This window comes from Streptomyces bacillaris, from assembly GCF_003268675.1.
GTDB lineage: Bacteria > Actinomycetota > Actinomycetes > Streptomycetales > Streptomycetaceae > Streptomyces > Streptomyces bacillaris.
In genome coordinates this window covers 3253495-3269873 of record NZ_CP029378.1, presented here as the reverse complement: position 1 = coordinate 3269873, position 16379 = coordinate 3253495, and the positions used below count along the sequence as shown (strand labels likewise).

Sequence of the window (16379 nt, the reverse complement as noted above, 5' to 3'; positions counted from 1 at the left end):
GTTCGTGCGCCTCCCGCCGGTGGAGCGGGCGGCGCGGTGGATCAGTCGGCGGTGGGCGTCGTGTGTCCGGTGTTCTCCTTGGTGGAGAACACCGTGGTGGGCGCGACGGTTGCGTCGGCCGTGGCGGCGGGGTCCGCGGGGCCTGCCGGGGCGGTGGCGATGGCGCGGAGCGCGGCGAAGCTGCAGAGCCCGGCGATGAGGGCCAGCCCGGCGCAGGTGAGGACCCAGGCGGTCGCGGACCCGGCCCAGGCGCTGCGGCTGAACCAGGAGTAGGCGGCGCCGAAGAGGGCGACGCCGGTGACCCCGACGACGGTGGAGAGGGTGTTGACGGTGCCGCTGAGCGTGCCTGCGTAGCGGGGCGAGACGGTGGCCGTGAGCAGGTTGAGCAGCGCGGTGTGGTTGATGCCGAGGCCGAAGCCCCCGATGCAGAGCACGGCGGTCAGCGGCCAGATGGCGGTGCCCGCACCGGCGGGGACGAAGGAGGCGAGCGCGTACGTCACCGTGAGCATGGCGCAGCCGATGAACGGCAGGAAGCGGGCCAGGGCCTGCGGCGAGCGGGCGAAGGCGGGACCGGCCAGGCCGAAGGCGAGGACCCAGCCGAGCGGGACCAGGCCCGCCTGCCAGGCCGGGAGGCCCAGCTCCTGCTGGAGGTGGAGGGAGAGCAGGTAGAGCATGGCGATGTACGTCAGCGTGGTCCCGGCGTAGGAGGCCAGCGACCAGCGGACCGTGGTGGCGCTCAGCGGGCGCAGGTCGAGCGCTGGGGTGCCGTTGCGGGCGATGACCCGCCGTTCGGTACGGATGAACTGGACGCCGAGCGGTACGGCGGCGGCCAGCAGCACCCAGATCCAGTCGGGCCGCTCCAGGCTGAGCGGGATGAGGACGGCGAGCGTGGTGGCGGCGAGCAGCACGGTGCCGGGGATGTCGTTGTCGCCCCGGCCGGTCGTGGCGGCGGGCCGGTCGTGCGGGAGCAGGAAGAGGCCGAGCGCCAGGATCAGTACGCCGATGGGCACGTTGAGCAGGAAGACGGCCCGCCAGCCGGTGCCCAGCAGGTCGGCGGAGACGATGGTGCCGCCGAGGACCTGGCCGAGCGCGGCACCGCCGGAGAGGGTGAGCACGTTCCAGCCCAGGGCGCGGGCCCGGGCCGGGCCGGTGAACCAGCGGTGGATGCCGACCAGCACCTGGGAGATCATCAGGGCGGTGGCGGCCCCTTGCAGACACCGTCCGGCGATGAGGACGGCGGCGCTGGTGGCCAGCCCGCAGACGACGGAGGCGAAGGTGAAGAGCGTCAGGCCCCACAGGTAGACCCGGCGGACGCCCTGGCGTTCACCGAGCCGGGCGGCCGGGGCGAGGAGCACGGCGGAGCAGAGCGCGTAGGCCGTGACGATGAGCGTCAGTTCGGAGCTGCCGACGTCGAGGTCGGTGCTGATCGCGGGTACGGCGAGGTTGACGATCGCCAGGTCGATGTTGGCCATCGCCTGTCCGACCAGCAGCACGAGAAGGGCGGCGCTGCCGCCGAGTCCGCTGCGTGCGCCGGTGGTGGTGTGCACGGGTTTCTCCGATCTTCGCTCCCCGCCCGGGGAGGGGGCCGTCCGCCCGGACGGCCCCGGTGGCTGCCGGTGGCCGTCCCGGCGGTGTCCGTCCGGCCGGTGGCCGGGTCAGACGGTGGTGGCGTCCAGGTCCAGGTCCTCGTAGCCGGCCGCCCAGGGGAGGCGGCTCTCGATGGCGGCCGCGGCGCGGACGACGAGGGCGTCGTTCCGGCGGCGGGCGGCGAGCTGCAGTCCGACGGGGACGCCGTTGCGGGCCCGGCCGACGGGGACGGAGGCGGCGGGGCTGCCGATCAGGTTGAACGGGCTGGTGAGGGACCAGCCGACGAACGGGTCGACGGCATGGCCCTCGACGGTGTCGGGGCCGACCGTGTCGCGTCCGGCGGAGTTGGGGATGCCGGTGACGGCGTTCACCGGGCTGACCACGAGGTCGTACCGGTCGAAGAGCTCCTCGAAGGCGTAGAGCACCCGGGTGCGGTCGAGGTCCTCCAGCCGGAAGTCGACGGCGCTGAACGACTCCCCGACCCGGACGGAGTCCAGGTAGCCCTGGTCGATGGAGCCGGCATAGGCGCCGAGCAGGTCGACCCCGTTGTCGCGGGAGATGGCGGCGGACTCGGCGTGGGCGACCGACAGATAGCGGCGCCACATGGCGGTGAGGTCCCCGTGCGGCAGGGGCAGCCGGAAGCCGACCTCCTCGACCGTGGCCCCGGCGTCGCGGAGCGCGGGCAGGGCGGCCCGGACGGCGGCCTCGACCTCCGGCTCGACCGGGTAGCCGCCGAGGTCGGGGCTGTAGGCGACGGTGAGCCCGGTGAGGTCCCCGTGGAGGGCGTCGGTGAGCTTCTCGGGGGCGGGGAACGAGTACGGGTCGTAGGGGTGGGCCCCGGACATCAGGTCGACGCCGAGGGCGGCGTCCGCGACGGTGCGGGCGAGGGGCGCGTAACAGACCATCGGGTTGAACCGGCGGAAGGCGTTGGGCTTGGCGGGCACCGGGACCCGGCCGAAGGTCGGCATCAGGGTGAAGACCCCGCAGAAGGCGGCGGGCACGCGCAGGGAGCCGCCCGCGTCGGAGCCCTGGGCGAGCGGCACCATGCCGGAGGAGACCGCGGCGGCGCTGCCGCCGGAGGAACCGCCCGCGTTCATGGCGCGGTTGAAGGGCGTGGAGGCGGGGCCGAACAGGGCGCTGTCGGTGGTGGCCTTGAACCCGAACTCGGGGGTGTTGGTCTTGCCCACGACGATCGCGCCGGCCTGTTCGAGCTTCTCGACGCAGAGGATGGTCTCCTGCGGGATGTCCTCGGCGAAGACGAGTGAGCCGCGGGCCATCCGGACCCCGGCCACCGGGTCGAGGTCCTTCACCCCGATGGGGACACCGTGCAGCGGACCGGTCGCGGTGCCGTCACCGAGGGCCCGTTCGGCCGCGGCGGCCCGTTCGAGTGCGCGCTCACCGCAGACGGTGACGAAGGCGTTGACGGCCGGGTTGATCTTCTCGATCCGGTCCAGCGCCGCCTGGACCGCTTCGACCGGGGAGATCTCGCGGTTGCGGATCGCCTCGGCCAGCTGGATGGCGCTCAGCTCGGTGGGTTCGCTCATCTCACGCCTCGTCTGGAGTCGGGGGTCTGATCGATGCGGACGTGGGGGAAACACCGGGGGCGGTGCGGGGGTTGCACGGGGGCGGCGGGCCGGGGGTGTACGGGGAGTGGCGCCGGGGCTGTGCCGGCACGCGCCCGGACCGGGTGGCACCGGTGCCGCCCGGAGGCGGCCGCCCCGGCCCGTGCCGTGGACCTGCGCCGCTGTCACCGGGCGCCGCCGAGGGGTTACCCGGAGCACCGGGGACCGACTATCCTCGCCGCGCATATTCAGGTCTAGACCTATCGGAGGTTTCGGCTGTGCCCGGCTTACCTCGTTCGTCTCGATCCCGCCCTTCCCGTCCCGCCGCCCCCGACCGCCCCGCCCGCCCCCCTGCTCCCCCCGAGATGCTGGCGCTCCTCGGCGGCCACTTCGCCCGGGCGGAGCCCCGCGACCTGGCGCTGGCCTACGTACAGGCACTGCTGGCCGACCCCGCCCGGGGCAGCGCCGTGGAGATCGCCGCCCGGGCGGGGGCCGGCAGCGTGTGGAGCACCCAGCGGCTGCTCACCCGCACCGTCTGGGACGCCGACCTGCTACGCGACAGCGTCCGCTCCCATGTCGTTCCGCGCCTGGGAGCCTCCGGGCCCTGTGTGGTGCTCTGCCGCCACGAGACGGTGCGCGCGGGCACCGGCGCGGTCGCGGTCGCCCCGGCGGGGGCTGTGGGCCGTGAGCGCAACACCCAGGTCGCGGCCCTGCTCTGTTACGTATCGCGGGGCGTGGGCGGCCTGATCGACCGGGAGCTGTACCTGCCGCCGCGGTGGACCTCGGACCCGGAGCGCTGCGCCCGGGCCGGGGTGCCGCCGGAGCGCGTCCGGCCGCAGAGCATGGCCGACCTCGGCCAGGAGATGCTGGAGCGCGCGGTCGCGGCCTCGGTCCCCATCGGCTGGGTGTTCGGAGGGCCGGAATTCGCCGACCCCGGGCTGCGCCGGTGGCTGTGCCTGCGGCGCCTGCCGTTCTGCGTCGAGCTGCCGCAGATCCCCGGCCCCCCGGTGCCGCCCGCGGAGCCCCGGCAGAACGAGTCCTGGCAACTGCTCAGCCGGAGCCTCGGAGCGGCGTTCGGGCGCCCGGCCCCCGGCTTCGGCCTCACCCTTCTCGCCCGCCGCCACCCCTCGGGCCGCATCTCCCGCTTCCTGCTGCACGCCTCGCTCTCCGCCCCCGGGATCCCGGCGGCCCGCACGATGGCCGCGGCGGGCCCGGCCGCCGCCAGGGCCGTCCACGAGGCCGACGCCCGGGCCGGGCTCAGCAGCCACCATGTGCGCAGCTGGGTGGCCTGGTACCGGCACACCACCCTGGCGATGACGGCCGCCGCCCTGCGCCTGGAGGCCGCCCCGAGGACGGTGAAGGCAGGCTCCCCGCACCCCGCGAAGCCCGGCTCTCCGCAACCGGCCGGGACCGACCCCTCACATCCACGCGGCCCGGCCCCGCGCAGCCGGTGAAGACCGGATCCCCGCCTCCGGTGCGGCCCGACAGGGCTTATTCCAAAGGCCGTTGATCCCCGCCGGGGGCCAAGTACTGTTCCTCGGCACATGTCCTTGCCCTGCACTCGGGGCAATGCTCTAATCGACGCGGCGCAGAGGAAACCGAACACGGGAATTCTTCTTCCGGGAACTCCCCGGCTGCCACAGGTTCGACTTTTCGACACCACCCGTAAATTCATTGGTCCTCTCGCGTACGGTGCTTTTTCCGAACGGGACAAGGGGCGGGCCGGGCCCCTGCCCGGGCGGCCCGGCGCCGTTTCCCGTACCAGCGTGTCTCGAATGCCATTCCGCTTAGGAGTCTGCGAATCGACATGCCTCAATTGACGAGCATCACCGATCTGACGGCTGAGGGAGACATACGACTGGCCCTGGCGGGGCTCCGCGCCAGGGCCCAGGAGCTCAGCCGGGTCGCGGACGAGACGGCCCAGGTGCTGGCCGCGCCGGACGGGCTGTCGACGGCGCTCCCCGCCTTCCGGGAGTTCGCCCGCGCGTCGGTGCCGCGCTGGCACTTCGCCATGCTCAACGACCACGAGCGCAACGACGCCCTGGCCACCGCCCTGGAGCGGGTCGTCCCGCGGGGCGGCACGGTGCTGGACATCGGCGCGGGCACCGGCCTGCTGGCGATGATGGCAGTACGCGCCGGGGCCGCCCACGTCTACAGCTGCGAGGCGAACCCGCTGATGGCGGAGGTGGCCCGGCAGGTGGTGGCGGCCGAGGGCTTCGCCGACCGGGTGACCGTGCTGTCCTGCCGCTCCGACGAGCTGGTGGTCGGCCGGGAGCTGCCCGGGCGGGTGGACGCGGTGATCTCCGAGATCGTGGACTGCGGTCTGATCGGTGAGGGCATCCTGCCCTCGATCCGGCACGCGCGCGCCGAACTCCTCGCCCCGGGCGGAGTGATGCTCCCGCGCCGGGCCCGGCTGCTGGGCCTGCTGCTGCAGAGCGAGAACGCGGTGAACCTCAACCGGGTCGGCTCGGCCAGCGGCTTCGACGTCTCCCGCCTCAACTCCTTCGCCACGCCAGGCCACTTCCCGATCCGGCTGCACACCTGGCCGCACCGGGCGCTCTCGGAGCCGGTGGAGCTGGTCTCCTTCGACTTCTCCGCGGATCCGCTGGGGCCCGGCGGGCGCAAACTCGCCGTTCCGGTACGGGAGCCGGGCACGGTGCACGGCCTGGCCGCCTGGTTCGAGATGGACCTCGGGGGCGGTGTCACCCTGCGCAACTCGCCGGAGAACATCGGCTCCCACTGGATGCAGGCGCTGGTCCCGCTGGCCGAACCGCTCGACGTCGAGGCCGGATCCACCCTGGTGCTCGACCTCTCCTGGAGCGAGACCAGCCTCTCCCTCGCCTGACGACCGCCCCCTCGCGGGACCGGCCCCCGTCCGGCCGCCCCTCGCGTGACCTCCCGGACCCCGGCCCCACCCCTTCATCAGCGGAAGGCAGACCCGAACATGTCGCACGCACCTGTTCCCTACCAGCCGTTCGAACTGCGCGGTGACGCGCTCCGCGAGGCCGTCATCGCCTACGCGGCCAACCCGGTCTACACGGACAACGAGGAGTGGGAGAACTCCGACAACCCCTACCGCCGGCAACTGCGCCCGCAGGTGCTGCCGTACCTGGACTTCGACCGGGTGCCGGGGCGCGCACAGGTCCTGGAGTACAGCAGCCTGGCCGCCCAGCGCCTGCTCACCAGCATCTACGAGGCCGACCTCGTGTTCTTCCCGAAGGCCGGTCTCGGCAAGCTGACGGAGGACTTCCGCCGCTACTACAGCCCGGACAACCGGGCCCGCGGCGAGATGATCAGGCCCGCGCTGGAACGTTTCGCCTTCGGCTTCCTCGACCAGGAGGTCGAGGTCAGCGGCGACTGGACCACCGAGAGCCTGCTCACCTATCTGGAGGGCCTGGACGTCTACGCCCAGGGCGAGGCGTCCCCCGCGGAGAAGGCGATCCGCGACTCCGCCGACCCGCAGCGCGCGGCCCGGATGTGGCTGATCCAGTTCGCCCCCGATTTCCTCTCCGAGGCCTCGCCGATGGCCCGGAACGTCCTCGGCTATTACGGGCCCGAGCAGTCCGAATGGTTCAAGATCCTGATCGACGAGTACGGCTACGGCGTCCACGACACCAAGCACAGCACGCTTTTCGAGGCCACCCTGGAATCCGTCGGACTGGGCTCCGACGTCCACCGGTACTGGCAGTACTACCTGGTCTCCAGCCTGGCGCTGAACAACTACTTCCATTACCTGGGGAAGAACCACGAGAACTTCTTCCGCTATGTCGGCGCGCTGTACTACACGGAAAGCACGCTGGTCGATTTCTGCCGTCGCGCGGAGAGTCTTCTCGCGGACGTCTTCGACGGCGCCGCGGACGCCCGGTACTTCTCCGAGCACGTCCACATCGACCAGCACCACGGGCGGATGGCGCTGGACAAGCTGGTGAAGCCGCTGATCGAGCGGCACGGCGAGCAGATCATCCCGGAGATCGTGCGCGGCATCGAGGAGTTCCGGCTGCTGAACACCATCGCGGACGACGACTTCGCCACCCAGATCGCCTGGATGGACGACGCCGACCGCTACAAGGAGCTGCACGCCCCCGTCTACGCGGCGATCCAGGAGGGCCGGGTCACCGTCCCCGTGGCCGACATCGTGGAACCCCACGGCGAACTGTCGAACACCCACAGCCACGAGGGCGACGAACTCTGCCACATCGTCAGCGGCACCATGCGCTTCGTCAGCGGCTTCAACTCCTACCGCATCCTGGAGGCCGGGGAGGGCACGGTGATCCAGCGCAACCGCCTGCACGGCGCGATCATCGAGTCCGAGGAGTGCGTCTACCAGATCTACTCGGTCGGAGACCACCGCACATGCCTCTCGTGACCTTCCGGACCAGCGGCGCGGACAACTGCGTCCGGGTCGCGGACCTCCCGTACGTGTACATCCGCACCGAGACCGGCGGCGCGGTGCTCCCCGCCTCCTGCCCGCACCGGGGCGGCCCGCTCAACCTGGGCGTGCCGGACCCGGACGGCAGACGGCTGGTCTGCCCCTGGCACGAGCGGGGTACCTCGCTCACCCGGCTGCGCCGCCAGGTGCCCGCCGTCCGGTCCGGCGACACCGTCACCGCGGTGCTGCCGGGCCCGGCGGGCACCGCCGTGGAACTCTGCCATCTACCACTGTCCCCGGCGCTCACCGCCGGGGTCTGAACCGCCGCGGGAGCGGCGTGCGACCGCCCCGGCAGAACAGGATCCCCCGTTGAACCCCTTGCCCGTCTCCCAGGCGGCCGTCATCGTCGATCCGTTCTCCTCCGGGGCGCAGTACGCACCGGAGTTCGCCTCCCGGGGCATCGCCACGGTCGCGGTCAGCTCGCTGCCGGCCGTGCCTGCGGCCTACGCCGACTCCTGGGACCCCGCACTCCACCACCGGGTCCTCCACTTCGACGGCGACCTGGACCAACTGGTGGCGGCGCTGCGGCCATTGTCGCCGCGCTGTGTGCTCGCGGGCGCCGAGAGCGGCGTCGAACTCGCCGACCAGCTCACCGAACGGCTGCTCCCGGACCAGGCCAACGTCCCGGCGCTCGCCGCCGCGCGCCGGGACAAGGGCGCCATGGACCGGGCCCTGCGCGCCGCGGGCGTCCCCACCATCGCCCAGATCTGCACGGACGACCCGGAGGCGGTACGGGCCTGGATCGACCGGGAGGGCCTGCGCGGCAAGGACCTGGTGGTCAAGCCGCCCAAGAGCGGCAGCACCGACGGGGTCACCCGCGTACCGGCCGGGACGGACTGGCGGATCCCGTTCGACGCCCAGCTCGGCCGGATCAACCAGTGGCACAACCTCAACGACCGGATGCTGGTCCAGGAGTACGCCCACGGCACCGAGTTCGTCGTCGACACCTTCAGCCACGGGGGCCGGCACACCGTCGCCGACATCTGCCGCTACGGGAAGACGGACAACGACGGGCAGATGGCCGTCTACGAGAGCCTCACCTGGGTCGCGCCGGACACCCCGGAGGCGCCGGTGCTCACCCACTACGCGGAGGCCGTCCTCGACGCGGTGGGCCTGCGGCACGGCACCGCGCACATCGAGATCATGCTGACCGCCGACGGCCCCCGGCTGATCGAGATCAACTCCCGCCCGCACGGGGGCGGCCACCCCGCCTTCAACCTCGCGGCGACCGGGGACAGCCAGGTGCACCGCGCGGTCCGCTGGTACGCCGGGGAGGAGGCCGCCCCGAAGACGTACCGCCTGCTGCAGCACATGACCGTGCTGTTCCTGATGGCCCGCCGGCCCGGCACCGTCTCCAACACCGCCGCCCTGCACGGGATCCGGGAGCTGCCCTCCTACCACCACTCGGCGGTCAGGCTCCGCGACGGCGATCTGATCGAGGTCACCCGCGACCTGCTGGCCACCCTCACCCTCGGCTTCGTCGTCCTCGCCCACCCCGACGCCGAGCAGGTCGCCAAGGACACGGCGGCGGTCCGCGCCATGGAGGACGCCCTGATCGTCACCCCCGTACCCAACGGGCCGGGCGGCCCCCGGTGACCTCCACGGCCCTCGCCGTGGCGGCCAGCCCGGCCTTCCTCGCCAGCTGCACGGCCGTGATCTGCAGCCCCGGCCCGGACAGCATGCTGGTCCTGCGCCTGGTCAGCCGTGCCCGCCGCCGCCCTCCGGTGCTGGCCGCGGCGGCGGGCATGCTGATCGCCGGTGCCGGATACGCCGTCGCGGCGGTCACCGGCAGCATGGCCGTGGTGCTGCTCCGGCCCGAACTGTTCCTGGTCTGGCAGATCGCCGGGGCGCTGGTGCTCGCCGTGACCGGCGCCCGGGCCCTGTGGGAGGCCCTGCGGCCCGAACAGGCCGCCCCGCAGCCCCCCGCGGCTGGAGAACCGCCCGCTGACCGGCTGCCGAGACACCTGCTGCTCGGCTTCCTCTGCACCGCCGGAAATCCGAAGGTCGGCCTCTTCCTGACCGTCTTCCTCCCGCAGTTCCTGCCCGTCGAGGCCCCGTCGGCCGCCGCGCTCTCCCTGCTGGCCCTGGTGTATCTGGCCATCGGCGCGCTCTGGCTGCTGGTCCTCACCGAAGTGGGCGTACGGGTGGTGGCGCGGCGGACGGCGGGCGAGGCCGCGTTCCCCCCGCTCGCCGCCCGGATCGGCAACGCCGTCGCGGGGCTCGTCCTCCTGGGCCTCGCCCTCACCCTGTTCATCCGCTGACCGGCCGCACGGCGACCGGCGGCCGGGGGTACGGCCGCCGGTCAGGCCGCCACCGGACGGCAGCTCAGACACGGCCGGTACCCGGCCCGCCGGGCCGCGGCCACCGACCCGAACGGCACCCGGTGCCGGTCGGTGATCCGGCGGGCGTGCGCACAGGTCGGGTAGCAGAAGATCCTGGTGGTGCCGCTGCCCAGATAGTGGGTACCGGCCGCGGCGAACCGCCCCAGCCGCTCCTCGTCGATCCCCTCGTACGCCCGCAGCCGCTCGACCAGCACCGCCGGAAGCCCGCAGTCCACCGGTCGGCCGTCCTCGTCACCGAGCCGGTGGACGGGGATCAGCACCGGGGCCGGACCGGACCGCACCGCCTCCAGCAGCTCCGCCGCCGTGGCCTCCGGCACCCCCGCCTCGGCCCCCAGCCACCCCACGGGCCGCAACTGGCCGCGCGGAATACCCCGCACCGCCTCCAGGACCCGGGACCGGGACTCCGGCAGCGTCCCGTAGTCATAGCGCAGGTTCCGGTCCCGGCCGGTCCGCAGCGCCCCGACGACCCCCGGCAGCGGCCTGCCCGCCGGAAGCGCCGCCCGGCCGGTCCGCAGCAGATGCTGCTCCTCGAAGTCCTCCGGCCCCGCATACCGGTCCACCGGACCGGCCCCGGTCACCGCCCCCCGGCCGTGCGCGACGAACAGCGCCACCACCGGGCCCTCGACCAGGGAGTACCGGTCGTACGCGCGCTCGGGGACGCCCGCCCGGCGCAGGATCCGGATCCCCAGATCCACCGGCATGGGCCCCCGCAGGCTGTCGAACCCGAACGGTGCGCCCTCGGCGCTCGCCGTACCGTTCAGCCCGGCCCGCGCCGCACCGGCCGGTCCACCGGGTCCCTCGTACCGACCACTCATCGGATCACCTCCTCCTGCGTCAGCCGGGGCATCTCGCGCAACGCCGCCAGTCCTCGTGACACCTGGGCCTTGACCGTGCCGACCGGACACCCCAGCAGGTCCGCGATCTCCGCGTACCCCAGCTCGGCGATGTGCCGGAGCACCACCGGAACCCGGTAGCGCTCGGGCAGCTCGGCGAGCGCCGCCACCAGCCTCTCCCGCTCCGCCACGTGCTCCGCCCGCTGCTCGGGGCCCGGCAGTCCGTCGGTGAGCGGCAGCTCCCCGACGTCCACGCCCGACTCCGCGACCGGCCGCCGCGTCAGCGTCCGTACATGGTTGCGCCATACATTCGTACCGATCGCCAGCAGCCAGGCCCGCGGCTGCAGGGCTCCGCGCCGCTCGGGCGAATACCCGGACAGCGCGGTGTACGCCCGCAGGAACGTGTCCTGTACGAGATCTTCCACATCGCGCGAGCTGCCGGACAGGCGCAGCAGCACCGAGTACACGACCCCGCCGTGGGAGCGCACCAGCTCGGCGAAGCCGCGGTCGAGATCCACCGCGAGCAGCTCGGGCACCTGAAGAGGCATCTCATCCATCACCCATCACAACACCACGCCGCGCCCGGCGGTTGCACGCGGACCCGCACAGCGCCCGCCCGGACGCCGTGCGGCCCCCCCGGGTCCTCACCCCTTGCTGACCGCCGAGAGGATCTCCGGCAGTCGGTTCGCCGTGCGCGGGGCCGCGATGCGCAGGCCCGCCCACCCGAGGAGCGCCCCGTACACCGCACCCGCCGGGATCACCAGCCAGAGCGCGGAGTGGTGGTCCGCCAGGTGCAGCCAGACCGTCAGCGCGATCACCGGACCGGCCAGCACCGGCGCGGCCAGCATGCCGCCGAGGATGGAGATCCACGCCAGCCCGCCCTGCCCGGGGGCCACGTTCTTGAACGCGCCCTCCTGCGGGATCGAGTACGGGAACAGCGCCGAGGCCACCGCCCCGATCCCCAGCATCGCGCCCAGCAGCGCGAAGGAGATGCCCAGCACCCCCGGCAGCGCCTGCCAGCTGCCGAGCAGCGCCGCCGTCGCCACACAGACCACCACGGTGTACGGGAGGGTGATCAGCAGCAGGGCGAGGGCGCGGGCGCGCAGTTCGACGTACGCGTCCCGGGTGGAGGAGATCGTCAGGGCGACCATCCAGAAGGCGGAGGTGTCCTGGCCGAACTGGTTGTACATCTGCATGCCGAGCATCCCGGCGGCGAAGCAGGCGAAGTAGATCGAGCCGGTGCCCTGGAGCGCGTTGATCAGCGGCACGATCGCGCCGATCGCCAGCGCCGTGACCCAGGCCGCCTTGGTCTTCGGGTCCCGGGCGATGTAGAGCAGGCTGCGGTGCACGACCGTCGCCGTACGCCCCTCCGGCAGCAGCCCCGACAGCCCGGTGCGGCCCGATTCCTTGCGGGTCGTCGGCGCGGCGGCGGCCACCGTGGAGCCGTCCGGGGCGGTCATCAGCTTCACCAGCCCCCGCTGCCACAGCCACACCAGCGCCCCCAGGGCCGCCACCGTGACCAGCAGTTGCGCGGCCGCCACCCCGTACGACCCCCGCGACGCCGCCTCCACCGCCGCTATGGCGGAGGCGCCGGGCAGCCAGCGGGCCACGTCCGCGACCGGCTCCAGCGTGGAGAGCCCGCCGGCCTCGCCGAGCCGCTGCGCGCCGAAGTTCACGAACTGGATGCCCACCGCGATCACCAGCCCGCTGAGCACCGCCAGGTCACGGCCCTTGCGGGAGTTGAGCAGCCGTACGTTGGCGGTGGTGACGGCCCGGGACAGGGCCACGCAGAGCAGCATCGTCAGCGGGACCGCGAGCACCGCGAACACCGTGCCCGCCGCCCCGTGCGCCAGCGCGATCACCGAGCCGACCACCAGGCAGAGGGTGAACAGCGGGCCGATCCCGATCAGCGAGGAGACCAGCAGCGCCCGCACCAGCGGCTCGGGCCGCAGCGGCAGCATCACCAGCCGGGTCGGGTCGAGGGTGTCGTCCCCGCTCGGGAAGAAGAGCGGCAGCACCGCCCAGCCGAGCGCCACGACGGCTGTCAGCAGCACCACGACCGTGCCCGCGTTCGCGTTGCCGCGCAGCAGGACGAGGGCGAGGACCTGGCCCGCCGCGACCAGCAGGGCGAAGACGAGCGAGGCGATGAACGCCGCCTTCCGCCCGGACGACTGCCGCAGCCCGTTCCGCAGGAGCGTCAGCTTGAGCCGGACGAAGGTGGGGGTCAGGCCCGTCGCCGGGGGCGCCGGAGCGGCGGTGGTGACGGGGGCGTCGAGCACGCTCATCGGGCGCCGCCCAGCCAGTCGAGCGCGTCCCCGGCGTCCCGGCCGCCCGCGCCGACCAGTTCGAGGAAGGCGTTCTGGAGCGAGGGCGCGTCCCCGCGGACCTGCTCCAGCGTGCCCTGCGCCTTGATCCGGCCCGCCGCCATCACGGCCACCCAGTCGCAGAGCGACTCCACCAGCTCCATCACATGGCTGGAGAAGATCACGGTCGCCCCGGAGCGGGTGTAGCGCTCCAGCACGCCCCGGATGGTCTGGGCGGAGACCGGGTCGACGCCCTCGAACGGCTCGTCCAGGAAGAGCACTTCCGGGTTGTGGAGAAGGGCGGCGGCGAGACCGATCTTCTTCCGCATACCGGTCGAGTAGTCGACGACGAGCTTGTTCTGCGAGCCCGCCAGGTCGAGGACGTCCAGGAGCTGGGCGGCCCGCTTGTCGGTCTCGTCGCCCGGCAGCCCGCGCAACCGGCCATTGTAAGCGAGCAGTTCGCGCCCCGACAGCCGCTCGAAGAGCCGCAGCCCCTCGGGGAGCACCCCGATCCGGGACTTCACCGCGACCGGGTCCGTCCACACGTCGTGGCCCGCGACCTCGATCTTCCCCATGTCGGGCCGGAGGAGCCCGGTGACCATGGAGAGCGTCGTCGTCTTGCCCGCCCCGTTGGGCCCCACCAGACCGATGAACTTGCCTGCGGGCAGCTCCAGATCGATCCCCGAGACGGCGACCTGGTCCCCGAACCGCTTCCACAGCCCCTGTACGCGGACAGCGGGGGGCGCGGTCCGCGCACCGCCCGCCGTCGCGTCTGCTTCCGTCGCGCCCGTGGGCGCGTCGTGCGCGCCCGTGTTGTCACGTGCAACTGCCCGGTCCGGCATGGCACAGCCTTTCGATATCCCCACTTGATGGGACCACCCTACGAAAGGCGCCTTCCGGGGCTACGAAGCGCGTGCGCGGGCGTCCGCCGCCTCGCGTGCGCAGGCGTACGCCAGCGGGCTGACCAGCTCGTCCACATCGGGCAGCCACCGGTTGACGGTCGTGGGCTTACGGGCCCACTGCACGGCCCCGCGCCCGCCGACCCGGGTGGGCGGGGCGGCGATGTAGTGGCCCTCGCCACGGCCGGTCAGATCGATCGCCTCCGCGTTCCAGCCGAGCGCGCGCACCAGTTCGGAGATCTTGGCCGCCGCGCCCGGGAGCACGAAGAAGAGCATCCGACGGTCGGGGGTGCAGGTCACCGGGCCGAGCGTGAGGTCCATCCGCTCCATCCGGGCCAGCGCCAGGAACCCGGCCGACTCCGGCACCTCCAGCGCGTCGAACGCGCGGCCGGTCGGCAGGAGCACCGAGGCGCGCGGCTGCCGGGACCACATCCGCCGGGCCGCCGCCCCGCTGCCGGTCGCCTGGCCCGCCCAGTCGGGGCGGCCGGCGTGGGCCCCGGGCAGGGGGCAGGCCGGCTCGCCGCAGGAGCAGCGCTCGATCCCCTCCACGGCCTCCAGCCAGGTGCCGGGGAACACGTCCCAGTGGCGCTCTTCCGCGTATCGCACGGCGGCGTCGAGCAGTTGCTCGCCCCGCTGCTGAGGGACCGTTGCGGCTTCCGTGACTCCCATGGGCTCTTCCACGACCAGCACAACTCCCGCCGTCACCTGGGGTTACGGCCTGCCCTGAACCGGGGGCGGCGCATCGATCCTGCATGTGGGGCGCATCGGAGCACGGGCGGGGGCGCGCGTGAGGCGGTGCCCCACTGCGGGGGTAGCACCCACCAGGGCCGGGCGTCCCGCCCTGCCCGGACGGGCAACTCGCTGTGCCCGTACCGAATGCCGATGGAATATGCGCATTTCTTGAGCAGGTGACGGGCAGTGATCCATCCATCGACCGGCGCGTATCCGCGTATCCACCTATTCAGACTGTTCCAGGGGGAAATATGGCAGCAAGGCCTCTCGTAGCCCGCCAGCCCAACGAACGGCTCCAGACGCTCATCCAGGAAGCCGCCTGTTCCAACGCGGGCCTCGCCCGCCGCGTCAACATGGTCGGGGCCGAGCGCGGCCTCGACCTGCGGTACGACAAGACGTCCGTGGCCCGCTGGCTGCGCGGACAGCAGCCCCGGGGCCGGGCCCCGGGCATCATCGCCGAGGCGATCGGCCGCAAGCTGGGCCGCACGGTCACGATCGACGAGATCGGCATGGCCAACGGCAAGAACCTGGCCTCCGGTGTGGGCCTGAGTTACGCACCGACCGTCGCCGGGGCGATCGAGCAGGTCTGCGAGCTGTGGCGCAGCGACGTCGGCCGCCGCGATCTGCTCACCGGCTCCGCCGTCGCCGCCTCCGCCCTCGTCGAGCCCAGCCGCGACTGGCTGATCTCCGGCAAGGACCCCCAGGTCGAACGGGCGGCCGGGGCCCGGGTCGGGATGGCCGACGTGGCGGCGGTGAAGGCGATGACCACGGCCCTCACCGACCTCGACCACCGCTTCGGCAGCGGCCACGTCCGCCCGGTGCTGGTGCACTACCTCAACAGCGTGGTCTCCGGCCTGCTTTCGGGGGCGTACCGCGAACAGGTCGGCCGCGAGCTGTTCGCCGCCGTCGCCCGCCTCACCGAACTCGGCGGCTACATGGCGGTCGACACCGGCCAGCCCGGGCTCGCCCAGCGCTACTACATCCAGGCGCTGCGGCTCGCCCAGGCCGCCGGGGACCGGGCGTACGGCGGCTATGTGCTCGCCGCCTCGATGAGCCACCTCGCAGCCCAGCTCGGCAACCCGCGCGAGATCGCCCAACTCGCCCGCGCCGCCCAGGAAGGCGCCCGCGGCCAGGTCACCCCCCGCGCCCAGGCGATGTTCCACGCGGCGGAGGCCCGGGGCCACGCGCTCCTCGGGGACGCCCGCACCTGCCAGGTGGTGATGGGGCGCGCGGTCGCCGCGCTGGAGCAGGCCGAGCCGGACACGGGCGACGACCCGGAGTGGATCGCCCACTTCGACCACGGGTACCTCGCGGACGAGCTGGCCCACTGTCACCGGGACCTCGGCCAGGCGGCAGAGGCCGCGCGCCGGGCCAAGGAGGCGCTGGCCGCCCTGCCGGAGACCCGGGCCAGGCGCCGGGGCATCGGCCTCGTGCTGCTCGCCTCGGCCCAGGTCCAGCAGCGCGAGGTGGAGCGCGCCTGCCACACGGGGACGCGGGCGATGGAGTTGCTCGGGACGGTCCGCTCCAGCCGGGGCTCCGAATATCTCGACGACCTCCAGCAGCGCCTGGCGCCGTACGGACAGGAGCCCGCCGTACGGGAGTTCGGCGAGCGGCTGGAGCTCCAGGCGGCGTGAGGGCGGCGGCGACAGCGGGGTGACCTCCGGGCGCGGTCCGTGCGGAGTCGGCGGTCCG

The 16379-nt window shown here is 73.3% G+C and carries 14 protein-coding genes; 7 read left to right on the top strand and 7 right to left on the bottom strand.

The annotated features are described in order from the left end of the window. Nucleotides 1-41: 41 nt before the first annotated feature. Together DJ476_RS13770 and DJ476_RS13765 are read right to left on the bottom strand one after the other, a co-directional pair. Nucleotides 42-1547 carry an MFS transporter gene (locus tag DJ476_RS13770; protein WP_112490637.1) on the bottom strand — a complete coding sequence of 502 codons (1506 nt, stop codon included), beginning with the start codon at nucleotides 1545-1547 and terminating at the stop codon, nucleotides 42-44. A gap of 108 nt (nucleotides 1548-1655) precedes the next feature. Then, on the bottom strand, nucleotides 1656-3131 hold the full coding sequence (locus tag DJ476_RS13765) for an amidase (RefSeq protein ID WP_127464975.1): 1476 nt from the start codon (nucleotides 3129-3131) through the stop codon (nucleotides 1656-1658). 296 nt (nucleotides 3132-3427) lie between these two features. Here DJ476_RS13765 and DJ476_RS13760 point away from each other — a divergent pair, with 296 nt between their 5' ends. The 6 genes from DJ476_RS13760 to DJ476_RS13735 all read left to right on the top strand — a co-directional run bounded on the left by DJ476_RS13760 (nucleotide 3428) and on the right by DJ476_RS13735 (nucleotide 9839). Next, nucleotides 3428-4603: an IS701 family transposase gene (locus tag DJ476_RS13760; RefSeq protein ID WP_437345065.1), complete on the top strand. Its 1176-nt coding sequence runs from the start codon at nucleotides 3428-3430 to the stop codon at nucleotides 4601-4603. 353 nt (nucleotides 4604-4956) lie between these two features. Continuing rightward, nucleotides 4957-5994, top strand: a complete 1038-nt coding sequence (locus DJ476_RS13755; protein WP_318294662.1) for a 50S ribosomal protein L11 methyltransferase — start codon at nucleotides 4957-4959, stop codon at nucleotides 5992-5994. 99 nt (nucleotides 5995-6093) lie between these two features. Next, entirely contained in the window at nucleotides 6094-7515 is a 1422-nt protein-coding gene (locus DJ476_RS13750) for an iron-containing redox enzyme family protein (protein ID WP_112490633.1), read from the top strand. Next, nucleotides 7503-7838 (top strand): Rieske 2Fe-2S domain-containing protein, encoded by a 336-nt coding sequence (locus DJ476_RS13745; protein ID WP_112490632.1) that lies wholly within the window; start codon nucleotides 7503-7505, stop codon nucleotides 7836-7838. Before DJ476_RS13750 ends, DJ476_RS13745 begins: the two co-directional genes overlap by 13 nt. Nucleotides 7839-7887: 49 nt before the next feature. Next, entirely contained in the window at nucleotides 7888-9174 is a 1287-nt protein-coding gene (locus tag DJ476_RS13740) for an ATP-grasp domain-containing protein (protein ID WP_240676441.1), read from the top strand. Continuing rightward, nucleotides 9171-9839, top strand: a complete 669-nt coding sequence (locus tag DJ476_RS13735) for a LysE family translocator (protein WP_103416712.1) — start codon at nucleotides 9171-9173, stop codon at nucleotides 9837-9839. Before DJ476_RS13740 ends, DJ476_RS13735 begins: the two co-directional genes overlap by 4 nt. A gap of 41 nt (nucleotides 9840-9880) precedes the next feature. On the opposite strand, the gene DJ476_RS13730 is transcribed toward DJ476_RS13735, so the two are convergent. The 5 genes from DJ476_RS13730 to DJ476_RS13710 form a co-directional block, all read right to left on the bottom strand. Further along, the gene (locus DJ476_RS13730; protein WP_241565456.1) at nucleotides 9881-10735 is read right to left on the bottom strand and encodes an Ada metal-binding domain-containing protein; all 855 of its coding nucleotides are present in this window, start codon (nucleotides 10733-10735) and stop codon (nucleotides 9881-9883) included. Further along, complete coding sequence (locus DJ476_RS13725) at nucleotides 10732-11301, bottom strand: RNA polymerase sigma factor (RefSeq protein WP_318294661.1); 570 nt, start codon at nucleotides 11299-11301, stop codon at nucleotides 10732-10734. The genes DJ476_RS13730 and DJ476_RS13725 overlap by 4 nt, the downstream gene beginning before the upstream one ends. A gap of 96 nt (nucleotides 11302-11397) precedes the next feature. Further along, nucleotides 11398-13038 (bottom strand): transporter, encoded by a 1641-nt coding sequence (locus tag DJ476_RS13720; protein WP_112490630.1) that lies wholly within the window; start codon nucleotides 13036-13038, stop codon nucleotides 11398-11400. Further along, nucleotides 13035-13898: an ABC transporter ATP-binding protein gene (locus DJ476_RS13715; RefSeq protein ID WP_103416715.1), complete on the bottom strand. Its 864-nt coding sequence runs from the start codon at nucleotides 13896-13898 to the stop codon at nucleotides 13035-13037. Before DJ476_RS13715 ends, DJ476_RS13720 begins: the two co-directional genes overlap by 4 nt. A 60-nt stretch (nucleotides 13899-13958) precedes the next feature. After that, entirely contained in the window at nucleotides 13959-14645 is a 687-nt protein-coding gene (locus DJ476_RS13710) for a bifunctional DNA primase/polymerase (RefSeq protein ID WP_070200055.1), read from the bottom strand. Between the two features lie 293 nt (nucleotides 14646-14938). On the opposite strand from DJ476_RS13710, the gene DJ476_RS13705 reads away from it, so the two are divergent. Next, on the top strand, nucleotides 14939-16321 hold the full coding sequence (locus DJ476_RS13705) for a transcriptional regulator (RefSeq protein WP_103416717.1): 1383 nt from the start codon (nucleotides 14939-14941) through the stop codon (nucleotides 16319-16321). Nucleotides 16322-16379 lie beyond the last annotated feature (58 nt).

Coding starts and splice junctions, on each gene's coding strand:
- DJ476_RS13765 (WP_127464975.1), bottom strand. CDS start 3,131: ATGAGCGAACCCACCGAGCTGAGCGCCATCCAGCTGGCCGAGGCGATC.
- DJ476_RS13755 (WP_318294662.1), top strand. CDS start 4,957: ATGCCTCAATTGACGAGCATCACCGATCTGACGGCTGAGGGAGACATA.
- DJ476_RS13750 (WP_112490633.1), top strand. CDS start 6,094: ATGTCGCACGCACCTGTTCCCTACCAGCCGTTCGAACTGCGCGGTGAC.
- DJ476_RS13745 (WP_112490632.1), top strand. CDS start 7,503: ATGCCTCTCGTGACCTTCCGGACCAGCGGCGCGGACAACTGCGTCCGG.
- DJ476_RS13730 (WP_241565456.1), bottom strand. CDS start 10,735: ATGAGTGGTCGGTACGAGGGACCCGGTGGACCGGCCGGTGCGGCGCGG.
- DJ476_RS13725 (WP_318294661.1), bottom strand. CDS start 11,301: ATGCCTCTTCAGGTGCCCGAGCTGCTCGCGGTGGATCTCGACCGCGGC.
- DJ476_RS13720 (WP_112490630.1), bottom strand. CDS start 13,038: ATGAGCGTGCTCGACGCCCCCGTCACCACCGCCGCTCCGGCGCCCCCG.
- DJ476_RS13715 (WP_103416715.1), bottom strand. CDS start 13,898: ATGCCGGACCGGGCAGTTGCACGTGACAACACGGGCGCGCACGACGCG.
- DJ476_RS13705 (WP_103416717.1), top strand. CDS start 14,939: ATGGCAGCAAGGCCTCTCGTAGCCCGCCAGCCCAACGAACGGCTCCAG.